The following is a 17,107-nucleotide window of genomic DNA, read 5'->3' on the forward strand; positions in this document are numbered from 1 at the left end:
TCACCTTATCCGTTCACCAGAGAAACACACTGGCTTCACGCTAATGTCTGAGACTCCGCAACTCGCGGAACGGTTGTATTCCTGTGGGGGGATTCGCAACATGGCGCACCGTGTGGGGTATGCACCTGGTGTTTACGACCTGTTCCACGTCGGCCACCTGAACATCCTGCGGCACGCCCGCAGCCAGTGCGACTACCTGGTGGCCGGAGTGGTGTCCGACGAGATGGCCGCCCTGGCCAAGGGGCGCAAGCCGGTCGTCCCGCTCATCGAGCGGCTGGAGATCGTCCGCAGCGTGCGCTTCGTCGACGCGGCGTTCGTCGAGACCGTCCCGGACAAGCTGGAGACCTGGGAGCAGGTCCGGTTCGACGTCATCTTCAAGGGCGACGACTGGCGCGGCACCGAGAAGGGCACCAGGCTCGAACGGGACTTCGCCACGGTCGGCGTCGAGGTCGTCTACTTCCCGTACACGGTGCACACCTCCAGTACGCAACTGCGCCGCGCGCTCGACGCGTTGACGGCCCCGGCCGCGGGCGCGGCCGGGCGCTGACCTCCGTCGCGGCCCGGTCCGGCGCGGCCCGCTCAGCGCAGTTGCCCGCGCTCGTCGGAGCGCAGGGTCGTGACGAGGGCGAAGCAGATCAGGGCGACCCCGATGCGGCCCGAGGCCTGGAGCAGCGGGCCGCGCAGGAGGATGAAGGAGTACCCCGCGACGAGCGGGATGACGATCGCCATCACATTGCCCGGACGCGGGTCCACCGAGGTGCGCAGGGCGTAGCGGCGGTCACCGCGGGCGGCGAGGTAGCCGAGGGCGACGAAGCCCACGACGACCCCGCCGGCCCCGAAGTCGATCCAGACCTCCGCCCACATGGGGGAGGAGAGGTTGACGTTCTTCATCCCCATCCACTGGCCGATCATGACGCCCGTGTCGCGGGGCTTGCCCTGCCAGACCGACCTCGGCACGAAGAAGAACACCGAGCCCGCGAGCTGGCGGCCGTAGAAGTGTCCGGGGCCGGTGTCCGAGAAGGTGATCGTGTTGGCGAACATCCCGATCTGGTCGTAGTCCTTGATCGCCAGCGGTTCGAAGACGGACGTGGTCTGCACGGGCTTGTAGCCGCTGTCGTCGTAGCGGAAGCGGTCGGCGAACGGGAAGACGACCAGGGCGGCCAGCACGCCCAGCGCCAGGGCCGTCCGGTACATCGTCGGGCTCTTGGGGAAGGCGGTGAACAGGAACGAGAAGAGCACCGTCAGGAACCAGTAACGAGGGTTGCTGATCGGGTTGTTGACCACACCGTTGAGCAGCAGCAGCGCACCCCAGGTGGCGATCACCAGCGGCCGCCGGCGGGCCCGTCGCGAGGTCACCAGCCAGCGGGTGAAGACGAGCAGCGCCAGCAGCGCCGGGACGGTGCCGAAGCCGCGCAGGAAGGCGGAGCCGACATTGGACTCCGCGGAGGCGGCGCCGTCGGCCCGGATCGTGTCGGTGATGGCCTGACGGCTGCTGAAGAACACGGCAGGACCGCCCAGTTTGACCACCAGCAGCGCGCTGCCGACGAACGCGATCGCCGCCAGCAGGAACACCCGTCTGCGGTGGAAGGAGGCGGAGCGGTCCTTGCGCCGGGCCCGGCGGATCGGCCGGTGCCGCGACAGCAGGGCGCCGACGTCGAAGGCCGCACAGCCGATCAGCACCAGCGCCACCGCGACCAGCAGGTCGGCGCGCGTGCCGACCACCGGCGTCGGCGTCTGGTCGAGGACGTTCTGCACGAGCGGGGCGACACCCATCGCCACGTACACGAAGAGCCAGAACGAGCCCTGGATCAGCTTGCGGTGGGCCGTCAGCGCCATCACCGCCAGCCGCGTGCCGGAGTAGCAGGTGAGCACCAGCTGCAGCCAGAAGACGCCGTCGCGCACGCCCGGACCCGGCTGCACCGCGACCACCGCGGGCAGGAACAGCCCCAGGCCCAGGATCAGCGGTACGGCCAGCGCGCGGGAGAGCAGCGCCCGCGGCGAGACCGCCGGGACCTCGACCTCCCCCGCCGCCGGACCGGACGGACCGGCCGGGCCCCCCGGCCCCCGCGGCGGGATTCCGCGCGGCTGGATTTCGTGTGCCTGAACGGCCATGCAACAGCCCCCCAACGATTCCCCTCGCGCAGTCTATAGATCCTGCCTCCCCGGGAGCGTGTCCACGGATAATCTGTGCGAACGGTGCCGGGGAGGGCACCCGGGACGGGGGTTCTTGGGGGTGCGTCCGTGACGGCACGTGATCTGTCGGCCTTCACACTGGCCGGATACGACAAGGGGCGGGGCAAGGCCGTCCAGGCGCTGTGGTTCGCGGTGATGAACACCGTGTTCTCCGCCTGGTTCTGCCCGGCCCGGCTGCGGGTGGCGATCCTGCGGGCCTTCGGCGCCACGATCGGCGAGGGGGTGCTCATCCGGCACCGCGTCCGGGTGCTGTGGCCCTGGAAGCTGACCGTCGGCGACCGGACCTGGATCGGCGAGGGCGCCTGGCTGCTCAACCTGGAGCCCGTCACCATCGGCGCCGACGTCTGCGTCTCCCAGGAGGCGCTGCTGTGCACCGGCAGCCATGACCACCGCACCGTCGACTTCCGCTACCGCAACGCGCCGATCACCGTGGAGGACGGCGCCTGGGTCGCCGCCCGCGCCATCGTGCTCGCCGGGGTGACCGTCGGCCGCCACGCCGTCGTCGGCGCCGGCACCGTCCTGTCGAAGGACCTGCCCGAACTCACCCTGCACACCGCCGACGGCACCCGGACGCTCAAGGAGCCCCAGTCGTGAAGGAGCCCCAGCCGTGAAGGTGCTGCACGTCGTCACCCTGCACACGCCCACCAACGCCTTCGGCGGCCCGACCAGGGTCGCCCTCAACCTCGCTCGGGGACTGCGGGGCCGCGGCGTCGACGCCGAACTGGTCACCCTGGGCGACGGCTTCCCCGAGGGGGCGCTGCCGGACGAGGTGGAGGGCGTGCCCGCACGGATCTTCCGCGCCCGGCACGTGCTGCCGCGCTTCGAGGTCTCCGGGATCACCTCGCCGTCCCTGCTCGCCGGCGCGCGGCGGCTGGTGCGCTCGGCGGACGTCGTCCACGTCCACCTGATGCGCGACCTGATCACCCTGCCGGTCGCCGTGGCCGCGCTGCAGTGCGGGCGGCCGCTGGTGCTGCAGACCCACGGGATGGTCGACCCCAGCGACAAGCCGCTGGCCAAGGTGCTCGACGCGCTCGCCACCAAGCGGCTGCTGCGCCGCGCCGACGCCGTGCTGCACCTGACCGAGTGGGAGCGCGGCGACCTGGAGGCGGTCGTCGGCGAGGGCAAGCTGGCCCGGCCCGTACGGCTGCCCAACGGCACCGCACTGCACCAGCCCAGGGTCCGCAGCGGCCCGCCCACCGTGCTCTACCTGGCCCGCTTCCAGGCCCGCAAGCGCCCCAAGGCGTTCGCCGAGGCGATCCCCGAGGTGCTGGCGCACTACCCGGACGCGCGTTTCGTCCTCGCCGGACCGGACTCCGGTGAGCTGGCCGGCACCCTGGAGACGGTGCGCACGCTGGGGGTCGAGAAGTCCGTGCGGCACGTCGGCCCGCTCAGCCACGCCGAGGCGCTGGAGGCCTTCCGCGCCGCGGACGTCTACGTCCTGCCGTCCGTGGACGAGCCGTTCGCGATGTCGCTGCTGGAGTCGATGTCGGTGGGCACGCCCGTCGTCGTACGCGAGTCCAACGGACTCGCCCCCGACATCGAGCGGTCCGGCGCCGGCCGGGTCGTGCGGCGCCCCGAGGACATCGGCAAGGCGGTCCTGGAGCTCCTCGGCGACGAGGCGAACCAGGCGGCCTCGCAGGCCGCCTGGCGCCTCATCCGGGACGAGCTGTCGCTCGACGCCGTCCTCGACGTCCTCCAGGACGTGTACGGGACGGCTATGAAGGAGCGTTCTCCCGTGTCTTCACCCCGATCTGCCAGCGGTAGAAGCTGAGCGCCAGGGCGTAGTCGAAGCCGGCGCGGCCGTCGAGGAAGCCGCGCCGGGCGAGGTAGGTGTAGCCGAAGAACAGCAGCGGCTTGAAGGGCACCCTCTGGAAGATCCGCCCCTGCCGGGTCTTCAGCCCCCGCACCTGCTCCTTGGCGCCCGGGTGGTGCTCCAGCCAGGCCTCCCAGTCCGAGTAGCGGTTGTGCCGCTCGAACCAGGTGCGCACCGGGTCCAGGTCGCGGTGCTCGATCCGGCCCCTGAGCTGCCCCACCGGCCCGTCCGCACGGGGCTGGTAGTGGCCCTCCTGCTCGCCCATGCCGGGTGCGCCCAGGTCGTCGACCTCCGGGTACGACACCCGGGTGCGGTCCAGCAGCGACCGCTTGACCACGGTGTAGCCGCGCCGCAGCGGCCGCCCGGCGAACCAGTACAGCAACGGGATGTCGAAGGCCGCGGGCAGGATGGGCTGCCGCGCGAAGACCTCGCGGAGTTCGTCGATCAGCTCCGGCGTGGGCACCTCGTCCCCGTCCAGGAACAGCAGCCAGGGGATGTCCGGGTGGACGTTGTCCAGGCACCACTGCTTCTTCTTGGGGTACTTGCCGTCCCAGGTGTACGGGACGACCTGGGCGCCCAGCGACTCGGCGATGGCGCGGGTGTCGTCGGTGCTGTCGGAGTCGACGACCACCACCGCCTCGAAGTGGCCGATGACCGATCCGACCGTGGCGGCGATGTTCTCCGCCTCGTTCTTGGTCGGGATCGCCACCACGACCGGGATCCTGCTCTCGAGTTCCGTCATCGGCCCTCCCGTGCCCAGGCGAAGCAGCCGCGCGAGTCGAAGGTCTTCGTGCCCGCGGTGATGGTGACCTTGTGGGCCGTGCCGGTCCTCGTCCCGGCCGTCCACGTGCAGTCCTTGGTGGGCGTCAGGGCGCGGTAGGTGCCTGGCACGACCACGCTGCCCGCCTTCGCCTTGGCTCCCACGGTGTAGGAGCCGTCGGCGAAGCCGGTCGCGGCAGCCGCGAGGACGTCCTCCTGGTCCGGGCACAGATGGGTGACGGCGCCCTTGGCGCCGCCGATCTGTCCCGTGATGATGCCGCCGATCGCGGCGTCCTTGTCGACCTCGGCGACGCGGGCGATGCGGCCGCAGGTCTCCTGGCCCAGTTGCAGGACCGCCGCGGGATCGGTGCCCTTGGGCACCCGCCCCGACAGGTAGTCCTTCTCCTTCTTGGTGAAGGAGCCGGTGACAGGGGTCAGTTCGTCCTGGGGGACCTTGGGCCCGCTGGGGACCGCGTCGGAGGCGGGGTCGGTGGGCGTGGCCGGCTCGTCCGGGACCGGCGCCGAGGTGGCGGCGGTCGGCGCGGGCGCGTCCTTGGCCGCGGTGTCCTTGCCGTCCGATCCGCTGGAGCAGCCGGTGAGCAGCACCGCCGCCGCCGTCACGAGGACGGCGGCGGCGGTGGCGACCCGGCGGGGCGGGTGGGTCATCCGTTCTTCCCCAGGTTGTAGTGCTGGGCGATCTGCGAGGCGGACAGCACGCTCGGGTAGATCGCGGTCTCGTCGATGGAACCGGCGAAGTAGTTGCTCGTCGGGCGGCTGGTCCAGCCCGACAGGTTGTCGCCGCCGACGTGCCAGTAGCCCACGTAGTCGTTCCCACCGGTGATCAGGAAGTTCGACGCCTGTAGCGAGCCGTCGACGTACAGCCGCATCCCGCTGGACCCCTGGGTGGCGACGACGTGGTGCCACTCGCCGTCGTTGTAGGCCCCGGAGGTGGTGATGGTGCGGTTGCTGCCGCTGCGCACGCCGAAGATCAGCCGGCCGGCGTTGGTCATGTAGACGTGCTTGTCGGTGGTGGCGCTCGCCTCGGTGGTCCGGTCGCCGAAGCCGACGATCTTGCCGCCGGTGGTGGTCGTCGTCCGGAACCAGGTCTCGATGCTGTACGAGTTAGGCCGGTTGCGCTTGGCGTCGCTGTACGACCACTGCGTGGTGCCGTTGTAGGTGACGGCGGTGCTGCCGTTGCCGGCGATCGCGCCGGGGCTGACGCCGCGGGTCGGGCCGCCGACGTGGTTACCGCCGTCGTCGGCGGGCGAGTTGTCGGCCACGAAGGTGTTGGCGGTCTCGTTGTAGCGCCAGTACAACGTCGCGCCGTCGGTGAGGACCTGCGTCGGATACGCCTCGGGCGTGGTCGCCGCCGTGACGGTCTGGGTGGGCGACTTGACGGTGGTGTTGGTGCCGTCGCTCGCCGTGACCCGGTAGGTGTAGGTGGCGCCGGCGGTCACGTCGGTGTCCGTCCAGGTCAGCTGCGGCCGCACCCACGGCAGCGAGGAGGCCGTGGTGGTGTACACGGGTGTGGCGGCGCCGTTCTTGTACACGCGGTAGGTCAGCGAGCTGTCGTCCAGGTCCAGGCTGGTCTGGATGCGGACCTTGACCGAGCCCGGGGTGACGCTGGAGGCGTTGACGTTCGGCGTGGTCGGCACGCCGGTGTCCGGCCCCGAGGAGAAGCGGGTCAGGCCCTGCTGGGCCACGCCGTTGACGGTGGTGAACTCCCCGCCGACCCACATGTAGTCGGTGCCGCCGGACGAGGAGACGGCCATGACGCGCGGGCCGATGCCCTCGCCCAGGCCGTCGTTGGTGTCGGGGAACCAGCCCAGCTTCGCGGGGTTGTCGACGGACTCCGCGAGCAGGTGCTTGCGCCGCTGGTTCGGGTACTCGTTCATGGTGCTGCAGTCGTGCGCGTGGGAGCCGCTGTACAGCACGGACTTGTAGACCTCGACGGACTGGGTGGCGCCCAGGCAGGTGTCGCGCCAGCGCTGGTTGAAGTCGCTGAGGTTGAGCGCGATGCGGCCGTCGAAGACCCCGCCGCCGGTGCCCTCGTTGCCCGTGTAGACCCCGGTGGCGTCGGTCGTGATGTCCTTGACGACGGACGTCGACGGGATGAAGGAGGACCCGTAGCCCTTCACCACGGCGCCGGTCGTCGCGTCGACCACGGCCAGGGCGTGCGAGGACGTGCCGTTGACGCGGTCGAAGTCGCCGCCGAGGACGACGTTGGCCCCGTCCGGGGTGATCTCCAGGGCACGGCCCGGAGCGTCGCCGTTGGCGGTGAAGGAGGTGGCGTCGCCGGAGGTGGTGACGGCGGCGAAGTTGTCGTGCGGCTGGCCGTCGACGGAGCTGAAGTCGCCGCCCAGGTAGACGGTGTCGGCGGTGGTGGCCAGCGCGCGGACGGTGGCGTTGACCGCGACGGCGAAGTCCGTCCTGACCGTGCAGGTGGCGATGTCGATCGCCGCCAGGCTGCTGACCGGGGTGCCGTTGACGGCGCCGAAGAAGCCGCCCGCGTACAGCGTGGCCCCGTCCGGCGACACGGCGAGCGCCCGCACGGTGGCCGTGCCGGAGCCCACGGTGAAGGACAGCCTGCAGTCCGTGGGCGCGCCCGTGGCCGCGTCGAAGGCGGCGAAGTTGACCGCCTCGCGCTCGTTCGGTCCGCCCGCCGCCTCTCCGGACGGGCGGACCGACGAGAAGGTGCCGCCGGTGAAGACGGTGCCGTTCGCCTGCGCCATGGCGAAGACGATGCCGTTGGTCTGCCAGGTCGGCAGGCTGTCGGCCGTCATCGCCACCGGCGGCGTCAGTGCCACCGCCGGCTGCGGCGCCATCGCCCCCGCCGCCAGGGACCCCGCCGCCATGGTCAAGGCGGCGGAGATGGATCTGAGCTTGCGCATGTGCCCCCCAAGGCCCCAATGCCCCCGAGCGTGCCCTTTGGCCGCCCGTGCACCGCAGGGTATGGGTTGACATACGGCTGATGGACGGTGTTTGAAGAAAATGTGAGCACTAAGGTGCACCGAATGTCAGTACGAGGACGGGGTGGTTGCTCGCCCCCGAAGCCTCGCTCGACCACAGCCACAGCGCGTCGGTGCCCGCGCCGGTCAGCGCGAGGTCGTAGGAGCCGCCCAGGGCCCCCGCCAGCGCACCGGCGTCCAGCGCCGTCTCGTAGCTGCTCTGCGCCGCGGTGGCCCCGGTGAGCGTGCCGAGCACCGCGGAGGAGAGCGCGGGCCGGCCCGTGTACGCCACGCCGGTCTCGCTCCAGCTCCCGGTGACCGGCACGACTCTCTGGCTGTCGGCGGATCCGGCACTGGCCTCGGAACTGGTGTGCACCCGCAGCCGTGCGCTCTTCAGCACCGTGCCGGCGGGTGCGGCGGGCAGCGGGAAGCGCAGGTAGGTCAGGTACGCCGAGCTGCCGCGCACCGCGAGCGAGCCCGAGGTGCCGTAGTTGGCGGACGGGGCGCCCGCGTTGACGTACGAGTCCTCGGCCGCCTCGACCGTGACCTCGGACTCGGGGGGAGTGCCGCCGCCCCCGGTGCCCAGCGAGTGGTGGTCGGCGACCTGGGCGGCGGTCAGCGCCGACGGGTACACGGCCGTCTCGTCCAGCTGCCCGGCGAAGTAGTTGCTGCTGGGTCGGTTGGGCCAGCCGTTGAGGTTGTCGCCGCCGACCCTCCAGAAGCCGGAGTAGTTCTGGCTGGTGGTGGTGGGGTCGGTGCCGGCGAGGACGCCGTCCACGTACAGCCGCATGCCGGCGCCGCCCTGGGTGGCGACGACATGGTGCCAGCCGCCGTCGTTGTAGGTGCCCGTGGTGATGATGGTGCGGCTGCTGCCGCTGCGCACGCCGAAGGCCAGGCGCCCGTTGTTGGTCATGTAGACGTGCTTGTCGTAGCTGCCGCTCAGGTTGTCGTCGACGTTGCGGTCGCCGAAGCCGACGAGCTTGCCGCCGGCCGTGGTCGTGGTCCGGAACCAGGTCTCGACGCTGAACGCGGCCGGGCGGGCGTGGCGGGCGTCGCTGTAGGCGTAGTCGTTGGTGCCGTTGAAGCCCATGGCGGTGCTGCCGGCCACGGCGCCCGGAGTCTGCCGGTACAGCGGCCCGTTGAGGTAGACCGCGTTGTCGTCGCCGGGGGAGGAGTCGGCGCCGAACTGACCGGACGCCTCGTCGTAGCGCCAGTACAGCGTGGCGCCGTCGGCGAGCACCCGGGCCGGGTAGGCCTGGGTCGCCGACGCGGCGGTCACCGACTGGGCGGGGGACAGGGTGCTGGTGTTGGTGCCGTCGCTCGCGGTGACCCGGTACGAGTAGGTGCTGCCCGCGGTGACGGACGTGTCGGTGAAGGTGAGCTGCGGGCGCGCCCACGGCAGGGAGGTCCCGGTGGCGGTGTGGATCGGCGTGGCCGAGCCGTTGCGGTAGACGCGGTAGGTCAGCGGGCCGTCGTCCAGGTCGAGGCTGGTCCGCCAGCGCACGGTGACCTGGCCCGGCCGGACGCTCGCCACGTTCACCTCGGGCACGCTCGGCGCCCCGGTGTCCGGGCCGGAGGCGAAGCGGGTCAGGCCCTGCTGGGCCGACCCGGCGACGGTGGTGAACTCGCCGCCGACCCACAGGTAGTCGGTGCCCCCGGAGGAGGCCACGGTCATCACCCGCGGGCCGAGCCCCTCGCCGATGCCGTCGTTGGTGTCGGGGAACCACGGCAGCAGCTTCGGGTCGTCGACCGACTGCGCCAGCAGGTGCTTGCGCCGCTGGTTGGGGAAGGCGCCCATGCTGCTGCAGTCGTGGGCGTGCGAACCGCTGTACAGGACGGTCCGGTAGACCTCGACGGACTGCGTGGCGCCCAGGCAGTTGTCCCGCCAGCGCTGCCCGAAGTCACTGGTGTTCAGGGCGATACGGCCGTCGAAGACGCCACCGCCGGTGCCCTCGTTGGCGGTGAAGACCGCCGTGGCGTCCGCGGTGAGGTCCTTGGTCACCGACGTGGCCGGGATGAAGCCCACCGGGTAGGCCCTGGTCAGGGCGCCGGTGTCGGTGTCGACCACGGCCAGGGCGTGCGAGCCGGTGCCGCCGACGGTGTCGAAGTCGCCGCCGAGCACCGCGTGCGCGCCGTCCGGGCTCAGCTGGACCGCGCGGCCCGGCTTGTCGGCGTTCGGGTTCCACGCGCGCAGCGCGCCACCGGTGGACAGCGCCGCGAACCGCGGCCGGGACTGGCCCGCGACCGAGGTGAAGTCACCGCCGACGAAGACGGTGTCGGCGCTGACGTCGATCGCGCGTACGGTCGCCGAGAACGAGGGCCGGAAGGAGGCGATCGGCGTGCAGCTCGCGATGTCGATCGCGGCGAGGCTGCTGACGGCCACTCCGTTGACGGCGTTGAACCAGCCGCCCGCGTAGAGGGTCCGCCCGTCCGGCGAGACCTCCAGGGCGCGCACGGTCGCGGTGCCCGAGCCGATGGTGAAGGAGAGCCGGCAGCCGGCAGGGGCTCCGGTGGCGGCGTTGAACGCCGCGAAGTTGACGGCGGACTGTGTGGTGCCGCCGGAGCCGGAGGACCTGACGGTGGAGAAGGTCCCGCCCGCGAAGACCGTGCCCCCCTGGTGGGCCATCGCCCACACCACGCCGTTGGTCTGCCAGGTCGGCAACGGATCCGCGGTGACGGCCACGGGCGGTGTGAGCGCCCCGGCGGTCGGTGCCGCAGCCATCCCCGCGCCGGCCAGTGAGGCCGCCGTCAGTACCAGTGCAGCGGACAGTCTTCCCCAAGTGCGCATGAGCCCCCCAGCCCTCGCCGCCCCCGGCGGTGCGGGAACGGACCGCCTGCCACGGCAGCGTACGCCGTGACAGGCGGCCCGGAGGAGACCCCGGCGGGTACTTTCGGCCGGGGTCCCCGGATCGCCCGCTACGAACCGAAGGTGAGCACCAGCCGCGGTCCGTTCGCCTGGGACGCGGCCTGACGCGACCAGAGCCACATCGCGTCCGTGCCCGTGCTGGTCAGCGCCAGGGCGTACGAGCCGCCCAGCGAGCCCGTGAGCTGGGAGATGTCCAGCGGCACGGTGTACGACGTCGAGATCGTCGTCGCGCCGCCGAGCGTGCCCAGCACGGTCGGGGACAGCGCCGGCCGGCTGTTGTACGCGACCCCGGTCTCCGTCCACGCGCCCGTGACGGGCACGACGGAGACGGTGTCATTGGTGCCCGCCGTCGGGTCGCTGCTGGTCATGACCCGCAGCACGGCGCTCTTCAGGGTCTGCCCGGCCGGGGCCGGCGGCAGGCTGAAGCGCAGGTACGACAGGTAGGCCGAGCTGCCGCGGACGGCCAGCGAGCCCGAGGTGCCGTAGTTGGCCGACGGGGCACCGGCGTTGACGTAGGTGTCCTCGCCGGGGGTGAGCGTGGTGACGGTGTCGGCCGGGGCGCTGGCCAGGGCGAAGTGGTTGGCGACCTGGGCGGCGCTCAGCACGGACGGGTAGACGGCGGTCTCGTCGATCTGCCCGCTGAAGTAGCCGCTGGACGGCTGGTCCGGCCAGCCGTTGAGGTTGTCGCCGCCCGCCCGCCAGTAACCGGTGTAGTTCTCGTTGGACGTCTGCGGGTTGCTGCCGACGAGGGTGCCGTCGACGTACATCCTCATGCCGTTGGCGCCCTGGGTGGCCACCACGTGGTGCCAGGCGCCGTTGTTGTAGGCGGCGCTGCTCGTGACGGTGTTGGTGGCACCGGTGTAGACGCCGAAGACCAGCCGGCCGTTGTTGGTCATGTAGACGTGCTTGTCGTACTGGCTGCTGGTGCCGTTGGTGGTGTTGCCGAAGCCGACGATCTTGCCGCCCGAGGTCGTGGTGGTCCTGAACCACGACTCCACGCTGAAGGCGTCCGGACGCGGGTGGCTGCGGTCGCTGTAGACCCACTGGTCGGAGCCGTTGAAGCCGATCGCCGTGCTGGAACCGCTCACCGCGCCCGGGCTCTGGCGGTAGGACGGGCCGCCCACGTAGTCGCCGTTGTCGTCCGCGGGGGAGGCGTCGGCGGCGAAGGTGCCGCCGCTCTCGTCGTAGCGCCAGTAGAGGTTGGCGCCGTCGGAGAGCACCGCCGCGGCGTAGCTGTTGCTGCCGGAGGCCACGGTGGCCGTGGCGGTCGAGGAGAGCGGGCTGGTGTTGGTGCCGTCGCTCGCGCTGACCCGGTAGCTGTGGGTCGATCCCACGGTCAGCCCGGTGTCGGTGAAGCTGAGCTGCGGCCGCACCCACGGCAGCGAGTCGCCGGAGGTGGTGTGCACCGGGGTGGACGAGCCGTCCCGGTAGACCTTGTACGTCAGCGCGCTGTCGTCGTCGTCCAGGCTCGCCTGCCAGCTCACCTTGACCTGCCCGGCCGCCAGGCTCGCCGCGCTGGCCTCGGGAGTCGTCGGGTTGCCGGTGTCGGGACCGTTGGAGAAGCGGGTCAGGCCCTGCTGCGGAGCGCCCTGGACGGTGGTGAACTCGCCGCCCACCCAGAGGTAGTCCTTGCCGCCCGCGGACGACACGGACATCACCCGCGGGCCGATGCTCTCGCCGAGGCCGTCGTTGGTGTCCGGGAACCAGCCGAGCAGCTTCGGGTCGTCCACCGACTGCGCCAGCAGGTGCTTGCGCCGCTGGTTCGGGAAGGCGCCCATGCTGCTGCAGTCGTGCGCGTGCGAACCGCTGTACAGCACGGTCTGGTAGACGGCGAGCGACTGCGTCGCGCCGAGACAGGTGTCCCGCCAGCGCTGGTCGAAGTCACTCAGGTCGAAGGCGGTGCGGCCGTCGAAGACGCCGCCGCCGGTGCCCTCGTTGGCCACGTACAGGCCCGTCGCGTCGTCCGTGATGTCCTTGACCACCGAGGTCGCCGGGAAGAATCCCACCGGGTACGCCTTCGTCAGCGCGCCGGTGCCGGTGTCCACGACCGCCAGGGCGTGCGAGTCGCTGCCGCCGACGGTGTCGAAGTCACCGCCGATCATCACATGGGAGCCGTCCCGGGCGGCCTGGACGGCCCGCCCGGGCTCGTCGCCCTGCGGGTCCCAGGCCTTCAGCGCCCCCGCGGTGGTCAGCGCCGCGAAGTACTGCCGGGACTGGCCGGCGACGGTGGTGAAGTCACCGCCCATGTAGACGGTGTCCGCGGTCACGTCCAGCGCCCGTACGGTCGCGGAGATCCCGGGGTGGAAGGAGGCGACCGGCGTGCACGTCGCGATGTCGATGGCGGCCAGGCTGTTGACCTGGACGCCGTTGACGGCGCTGAAGTATCCACCCGCGTAGAGGGTGTCGCCGTCCGGCGAGACGGCCAGGGCGCGCACGGTGGCCGTGCTGCCCGGGCCGATCGTGAACGACAGGTGGCAGTCGGTCGGTGCCCCGGTCGCGGCGTCGAACGCCGCGAAGTTCACCGCGGACTGCTCGTTGGTGCCCGCGCCGCTGCCGGGCGGGCGGACGGTGGAGAAGGTCCCGCCGGCGAAGACGACCCCCTCCGACTGGGCCATCGCCCAGACGATGCCGTTGGTCTGCCAGGTCGGGAGTTCGTCCGCGGTCATCGCCACCGGCGGGGTGAGCGCGGTCGCGGCCGGAGCCGCGGCCACCCCCATCCCCGCCAGAGCCCCCGCCACCAGTGTCCCGGCGGCGGTCATCGCCCCAAGTCTTCGCATGTGCCCCCCAAGGCCTCACTCGTGCACAAGCGGCCCATTCGCCCGCCTGTGGACGGCAGCGTAGGGGGATGTGAAGCTCCTCGTGTGAAGGTTTGACGAAATTGTGTTCACTCTTGGCTCAAGCGGGCGTTGCCGGGACGTAACCCGCCGTCCCCCGAGGCCTGTTCACCGGTCGATGCGCACGGTCACGCCGGCGAGCTGGTCCTCGACCTGCCTGCGGTCGGCGTCGACCATGATCCGGGCCAGCTCGTCGACCCGCACGGAGGGCTTCCAGCCGAGCAGTTCCTCCGCCTTGCTGGCGTCGCCGATCAGGGCGTCCACCTCGCTGGGGCGCTCGTACTTGGGGTCGTAGCGCACGTACTCCGCCCAGTCGAGGTCCACGTGCGCGAAGGCGGTCTCCACGAACTGCCGGACGGTGGCGGCCTCGCCGGTGGCGACGACGTAGTCGTCCGGCTCGTCGCGCTGGAGCATCCGCCACATCGCGTCGACGTACTCGGGGGCGTAGCCCCAGTCCCGTACGGCGTCGAGGTTGCCCAGGTAGAGCCGGTCCTGCAGACCGGCCTTGATGCGGGCCACGGCGCGGGTGATCTTGCGGGTCACGAAGGTCTCGCCGCGGCGCGGGGACTCGTGGTTGAACAGGATGCCGTTGACCGCGAACATCTCGTACGCCTCGCGGTAGTTGACCGTCGCCCAGTAGCCGTAGACCTTGGCGCAGCCGTACGGGCTGCGGGGGTGGAAGGGCGTCCGCTCGTTCTGCGGCGGCGGGGTGGCTCCGAACATCTCGGAGGAGGAGGCCTGGTAGATCCGGGTCTCCACGCCGCTGGCCCGTACCGCCTCCAGCAGCCGCATCGAGCCGAGGCCGGTGACGTCCCCGGTGTAGAGCGGGGCGTCGAAGGACACGCGGACATGGGACTGGGCGCCCAGGTTGTAGACCTCGTCGGGCCGCAGGTCGCGCAGGAGGTTCACCAGGGCCACGCCGTCGGAGAGGTCGGCATGGTGGAGCATGAAGGAGCGGTCGGCCTCCTGCGGCCCCTGGTAGATGTGGTCGATCCGCTCGGTGTTGAAGCTGGACGACCGTCTGACGAGGCCGTGCACGGTGTACCCCTTGCTCAGCAACAGCTCCGCCAGATAGGAGCCGTCCTGGCCGGTCACACCGGTGATCAGGGCGCTCTTGCCCATGCGATCTCCCCCCTTGGGTCGGTTATGTTTCTTTTGCGTACTGATGTGTGGAATCACCCCCGGTGGGGTGAACCCCCCTGGCAGAATTCGCTTCCATGAGCGAAGCGAACGCACTCCTGCCCGACCGCGCCCGGATCTTCGTCGCGGGCCACCGCGGCCTGGTCGGATCGGCGGTGACCCGGCGGCTGACCGCCGACGGGCACGAGGTGATCACCCGTGGCCGCGGCGAACTCGATCTGCGCGACGCGGCGCGCACCGAGGCGTTCCTGAAGGAGCAGCGGCCCGACGCGGTGGTGCTGGCGGCCGCCAAGGTGGGCGGCATCATGGCCAACAGCACCTTCCCGGTGCAGTTCCTCGAGGACAATCTGCGCATCCAGCTGAGCGTGATCGCCGGGGCGCACGCGGCCGGGGTGGGCAGGCTGCTCTTCCTGGGGTCCTCGTGCATCTACCCGAAGCACGCGCCGCAGCCGATCCACGAGGACGCCCTGCTGACCGGTCCGCTGGAGCCGACCAACGAGGCGTACGCGCTCGCCAAGATCGCCGGCATCGTCCAGGTGCAGTCCTATCGCAGGCAGTACGGCGCCTCGTTCGTCTCGGCGATGCCCACCAACCTCTACGGTCCCGGCGACAACTTCGACCTCGAGACCTCGCACGTGCTGCCCGCGCTCATCCGCCGCTTCCACGAGGCGCGGCGCGACGGCGCCCCCGAGGTGGTGCTCTGGGGCTCCGGCAGCCCGCGCCGGGAGTTCCTGCACGTCGACGACCTCGCCGCCGCGTGCGCGGTGCTGCTGCGCGCGTACGACGGCGAGGAGCCGGTCAACATCGGCTGCGGCGACGACCTGACGATCCGCGAGCTGGCCGAGACCGTGCGGGAGGTCACCGGCTACGAGGGTGCCGTCGCCTGGGACACCTCCAAGCCCGACGGCACCCCGCGCAAGCTGCTGGACATCTCGCGTCTCTCCGCCCTCGGCTGGAAGCCGCAGATCCCGCTGCGGGACGGGATCGCCGCCACGTACCGGTGGTGGAGGGACGCTTGCGCTGCCTGACATTCAGTACGCTCCGCGGCCGTCCACGACGGCCCGGAACGTGCGGGCCATCACGTCGACGTCGCTGGTGAAGGTCCAGTTGTCGACGTACCGGAGGTCCAGCTGAAGCGTTTCGTCCCAGGAGAGGTCCGAGCGCCCGCTGACCTGCCACAGACCCGTCAGGCCGGGCTTCACCGACAGCCGGCGCAGCGCGACCTCGTCATAGCGGGCGACCTCCTCAGGCAGCGGGGGGCGCGGGCCGACGAGCGACATCTCGCCCCGCAACACGTTGATCAGCTGCGGTAGTTCGTCCAGCGAGCAGCGGCGCAGGATGCGCCCGACCCGTGTGACGCGCGGGTCGCGGCGCATCTTGAACATCAGGCCGTCGCTCTCGTTGGCGGAGGCCAGTTCGGGCTTGCGGTCGTCGGCGTCCGTCACCATCGTGCGGAACTTCCACATGGTGAAGGGCACGCAGTTCACCCCGTGCCGGATCTGCTGGTAGAACACCGGCCCCTTGGAGCCGAGCCGGATGGCCGCCGCGATGAGGCCGAACAGCGGGGAGAGCAGCAGCAGTCCGACGGCGGCCCCGGCGCGGTCCAGCACCTCCTTCAGGCTCACCTGCACCCCGCGCCGCAGCGGCGGACTGATGTGCAGCAGGGTGAGCCCGGCGGCTGAGGTGAGCTCCACCCGCCGCACCGCGACGTCGGTGAGGCCCGGGAGCACGGCCAGCGGGATGCCCGCGTCGTGCACGGCCCAGGAGAGCTGCCGCAGGCGTTCACCGGCCATCCGCGGGCCGGGCGCGACCAGGACCAGGTCGGCGCCGAGTTCCCGCGCCGCGGTCAGCACCGCACCGGAGTCGGCGCTCGGCCGCGCCGGTGCCAGCGACTCCAGCCGGGCGGCCACGGGCGCGCCGCACTCCAGGTTGGCCAGCCCGACGGGGATGGCGCCGACCACGACGTACTCGTGGTCGGTGCGCGCGGCCAGCTGGTCGACGACGTAGTCGGCCGCGCTCGGCTCGCCGATCACGAGGATGCGGCGCACCGCGTGCGCCTCGCGCCGCGAGGCCAGCAGATGACGGTAGGTCAGTTTGCGGCAGGCGGTGGTCAGCAGCAGACCCGGTGTGAGGGCGAGGAGGGCCACCGAGGGCTCGGAGTGCTCACCGAGCAGCGCGCGGACCACCGCGAGCACGCCGAGCAGGACCATCCAGTCGTAGAGCACGGACAGCCCGCTGCGCGACTCGCCGAGTGCGCGCTGGGTGTACCTGCGCCGGGCGGTCTGGACGATCAGCCAGGCCGCCGCCGCGGTCACGGCGCACAGCACCGGGTGCGGCTGGAACGTGGCGTCGAAGACGATCCCGACCGGGAGTGCGACCCCCACCGCGTCCGTGACGAGCGCCGCCGGCAGGTACCAGCGCGCCTTGTCGCTCAGCCCGCGCGGGGTGGCCGTACGGCCGCGCGCGGGGGACGTATCTATCGGGCCTGAATTGGGTATACCGACACGCCGCATGGACCCCCCTGGCACAACGCGACAAAAGTGGGCGCACCCGC

The 17,107-nt window shown here is 71.5% G+C and carries 12 protein-coding genes; 4 read left to right on the forward strand and 8 right to left on the reverse strand.

Annotation, left to right across the window (positions count from 1 at the left end; genetic code table 11):
* Positions 1–100 precede the first annotated feature (100 nt).
* Positions 101–547: an FAD synthase family protein gene (locus PV342_RS24365; protein WP_018556888.1), complete on the forward strand. Its 447-nt coding sequence runs from the start codon at positions 101–103 to the stop codon at positions 545–547.
* 32 nt (positions 548–579) lie between these two features.
* On the opposite strand, the gene PV342_RS24370 is transcribed toward PV342_RS24365, so the two are convergent.
* Positions 580–2,112, reverse strand: a complete 1,533-nt coding sequence (locus PV342_RS24370; protein ID WP_386988840.1) for a hypothetical protein — start codon at positions 2,110–2,112, stop codon at positions 580–582.
* Between the two features lie 129 nt (positions 2,113–2,241).
* Here PV342_RS24370 and PV342_RS24375 point away from each other — a divergent pair, with 129 nt between their 5' ends.
* Both PV342_RS24375 and PV342_RS24380 read left to right on the forward strand, forming a co-directional pair.
* Positions 2,242–2,787 (forward strand): WcaF family extracellular polysaccharide biosynthesis acetyltransferase, encoded by a 546-nt coding sequence (locus PV342_RS24375; protein WP_018556890.1) that lies wholly within the window; start codon positions 2,242–2,244, stop codon positions 2,785–2,787.
* 13 nt (positions 2,788–2,800) lie between these two features.
* Positions 2,801–3,964, forward strand: coding sequence for a glycosyltransferase (locus PV342_RS24380; protein WP_391577329.1), 1,164 nt, complete (start codon positions 2,801–2,803; stop codon positions 3,962–3,964).
* Here the strand turns inward: PV342_RS24380 and PV342_RS24385 are convergent.
* From PV342_RS24385 to gmd, 6 genes are all read right to left on the reverse strand, one after another.
* On the reverse strand, positions 3,909–4,748 hold the full coding sequence (locus PV342_RS24385) for a glycosyltransferase family 2 protein (protein WP_500318682.1): 840 nt from the start codon (positions 4,746–4,748) through the stop codon (positions 3,909–3,911). The two genes, PV342_RS24380 and PV342_RS24385, sit on opposite strands and share 56 nt — an antisense overlap.
* The gene (locus PV342_RS24390) at positions 4,745–5,431 is read right to left on the reverse strand and encodes a hypothetical protein (RefSeq protein ID WP_500318683.1); all 687 of its coding nucleotides are present in this window, start codon (positions 5,429–5,431) and stop codon (positions 4,745–4,747) included. The genes PV342_RS24385 and PV342_RS24390 overlap by 4 nt, the downstream gene beginning before the upstream one ends.
* Positions 5,428–7,656: a LamG-like jellyroll fold domain-containing protein gene (locus PV342_RS24395; RefSeq protein WP_500318684.1), complete on the reverse strand. Its 2,229-nt coding sequence runs from the start codon at positions 7,654–7,656 to the stop codon at positions 5,428–5,430. The genes PV342_RS24390 and PV342_RS24395 overlap by 4 nt, the downstream gene beginning before the upstream one ends.
* A gap of 109 nt (positions 7,657–7,765) precedes the next feature.
* Complete coding sequence (locus tag PV342_RS24400) at positions 7,766–10,501, reverse strand: LamG-like jellyroll fold domain-containing protein (protein ID WP_500318685.1); 2,736 nt, start codon at positions 10,499–10,501, stop codon at positions 7,766–7,768.
* Between the two features lie 128 nt (positions 10,502–10,629).
* Positions 10,630–13,338 carry a CBM96 family carbohydrate-binding protein gene (locus PV342_RS24405; RefSeq protein ID WP_500318686.1) on the reverse strand — a complete coding sequence of 903 codons (2,709 nt, stop codon included), beginning with the start codon at positions 13,336–13,338 and terminating at the stop codon, positions 10,630–10,632.
* A gap of 183 nt (positions 13,339–13,521) precedes the next feature.
* Complete coding sequence (gene gmd / locus PV342_RS24410) at positions 13,522–14,535, reverse strand: GDP-mannose 4,6-dehydratase (RefSeq protein ID WP_400802060.1); 1,014 nt, start codon at positions 14,533–14,535, stop codon at positions 13,522–13,524.
* A gap of 95 nt (positions 14,536–14,630) precedes the next feature.
* Here gmd and PV342_RS24415 point away from each other — a divergent pair, with 95 nt between their 5' ends.
* Complete coding sequence (locus PV342_RS24415) at positions 14,631–15,581, forward strand: GDP-L-fucose synthase family protein (RefSeq protein WP_400802058.1); 951 nt, start codon at positions 14,631–14,633, stop codon at positions 15,579–15,581.
* 3 nt (positions 15,582–15,584) lie between these two features.
* Here the strand turns inward: PV342_RS24415 and PV342_RS24420 are convergent, their stop codons facing one another.
* On the reverse strand, positions 15,585–17,066 hold the full coding sequence (locus tag PV342_RS24420; RefSeq protein WP_400802056.1) for a sugar transferase: 1,482 nt from the start codon (positions 17,064–17,066) through the stop codon (positions 15,585–15,587).
* Between the last annotated feature and the right edge of the window lie 41 nt (positions 17,067–17,107).

The organism is Streptomyces sp. PA03-3a (genome assembly GCF_033792735.1).
In the GTDB taxonomy this organism is placed as follows: Bacteria; Actinomycetota; Actinomycetes; order Streptomycetales; family Streptomycetaceae; genus Actinacidiphila.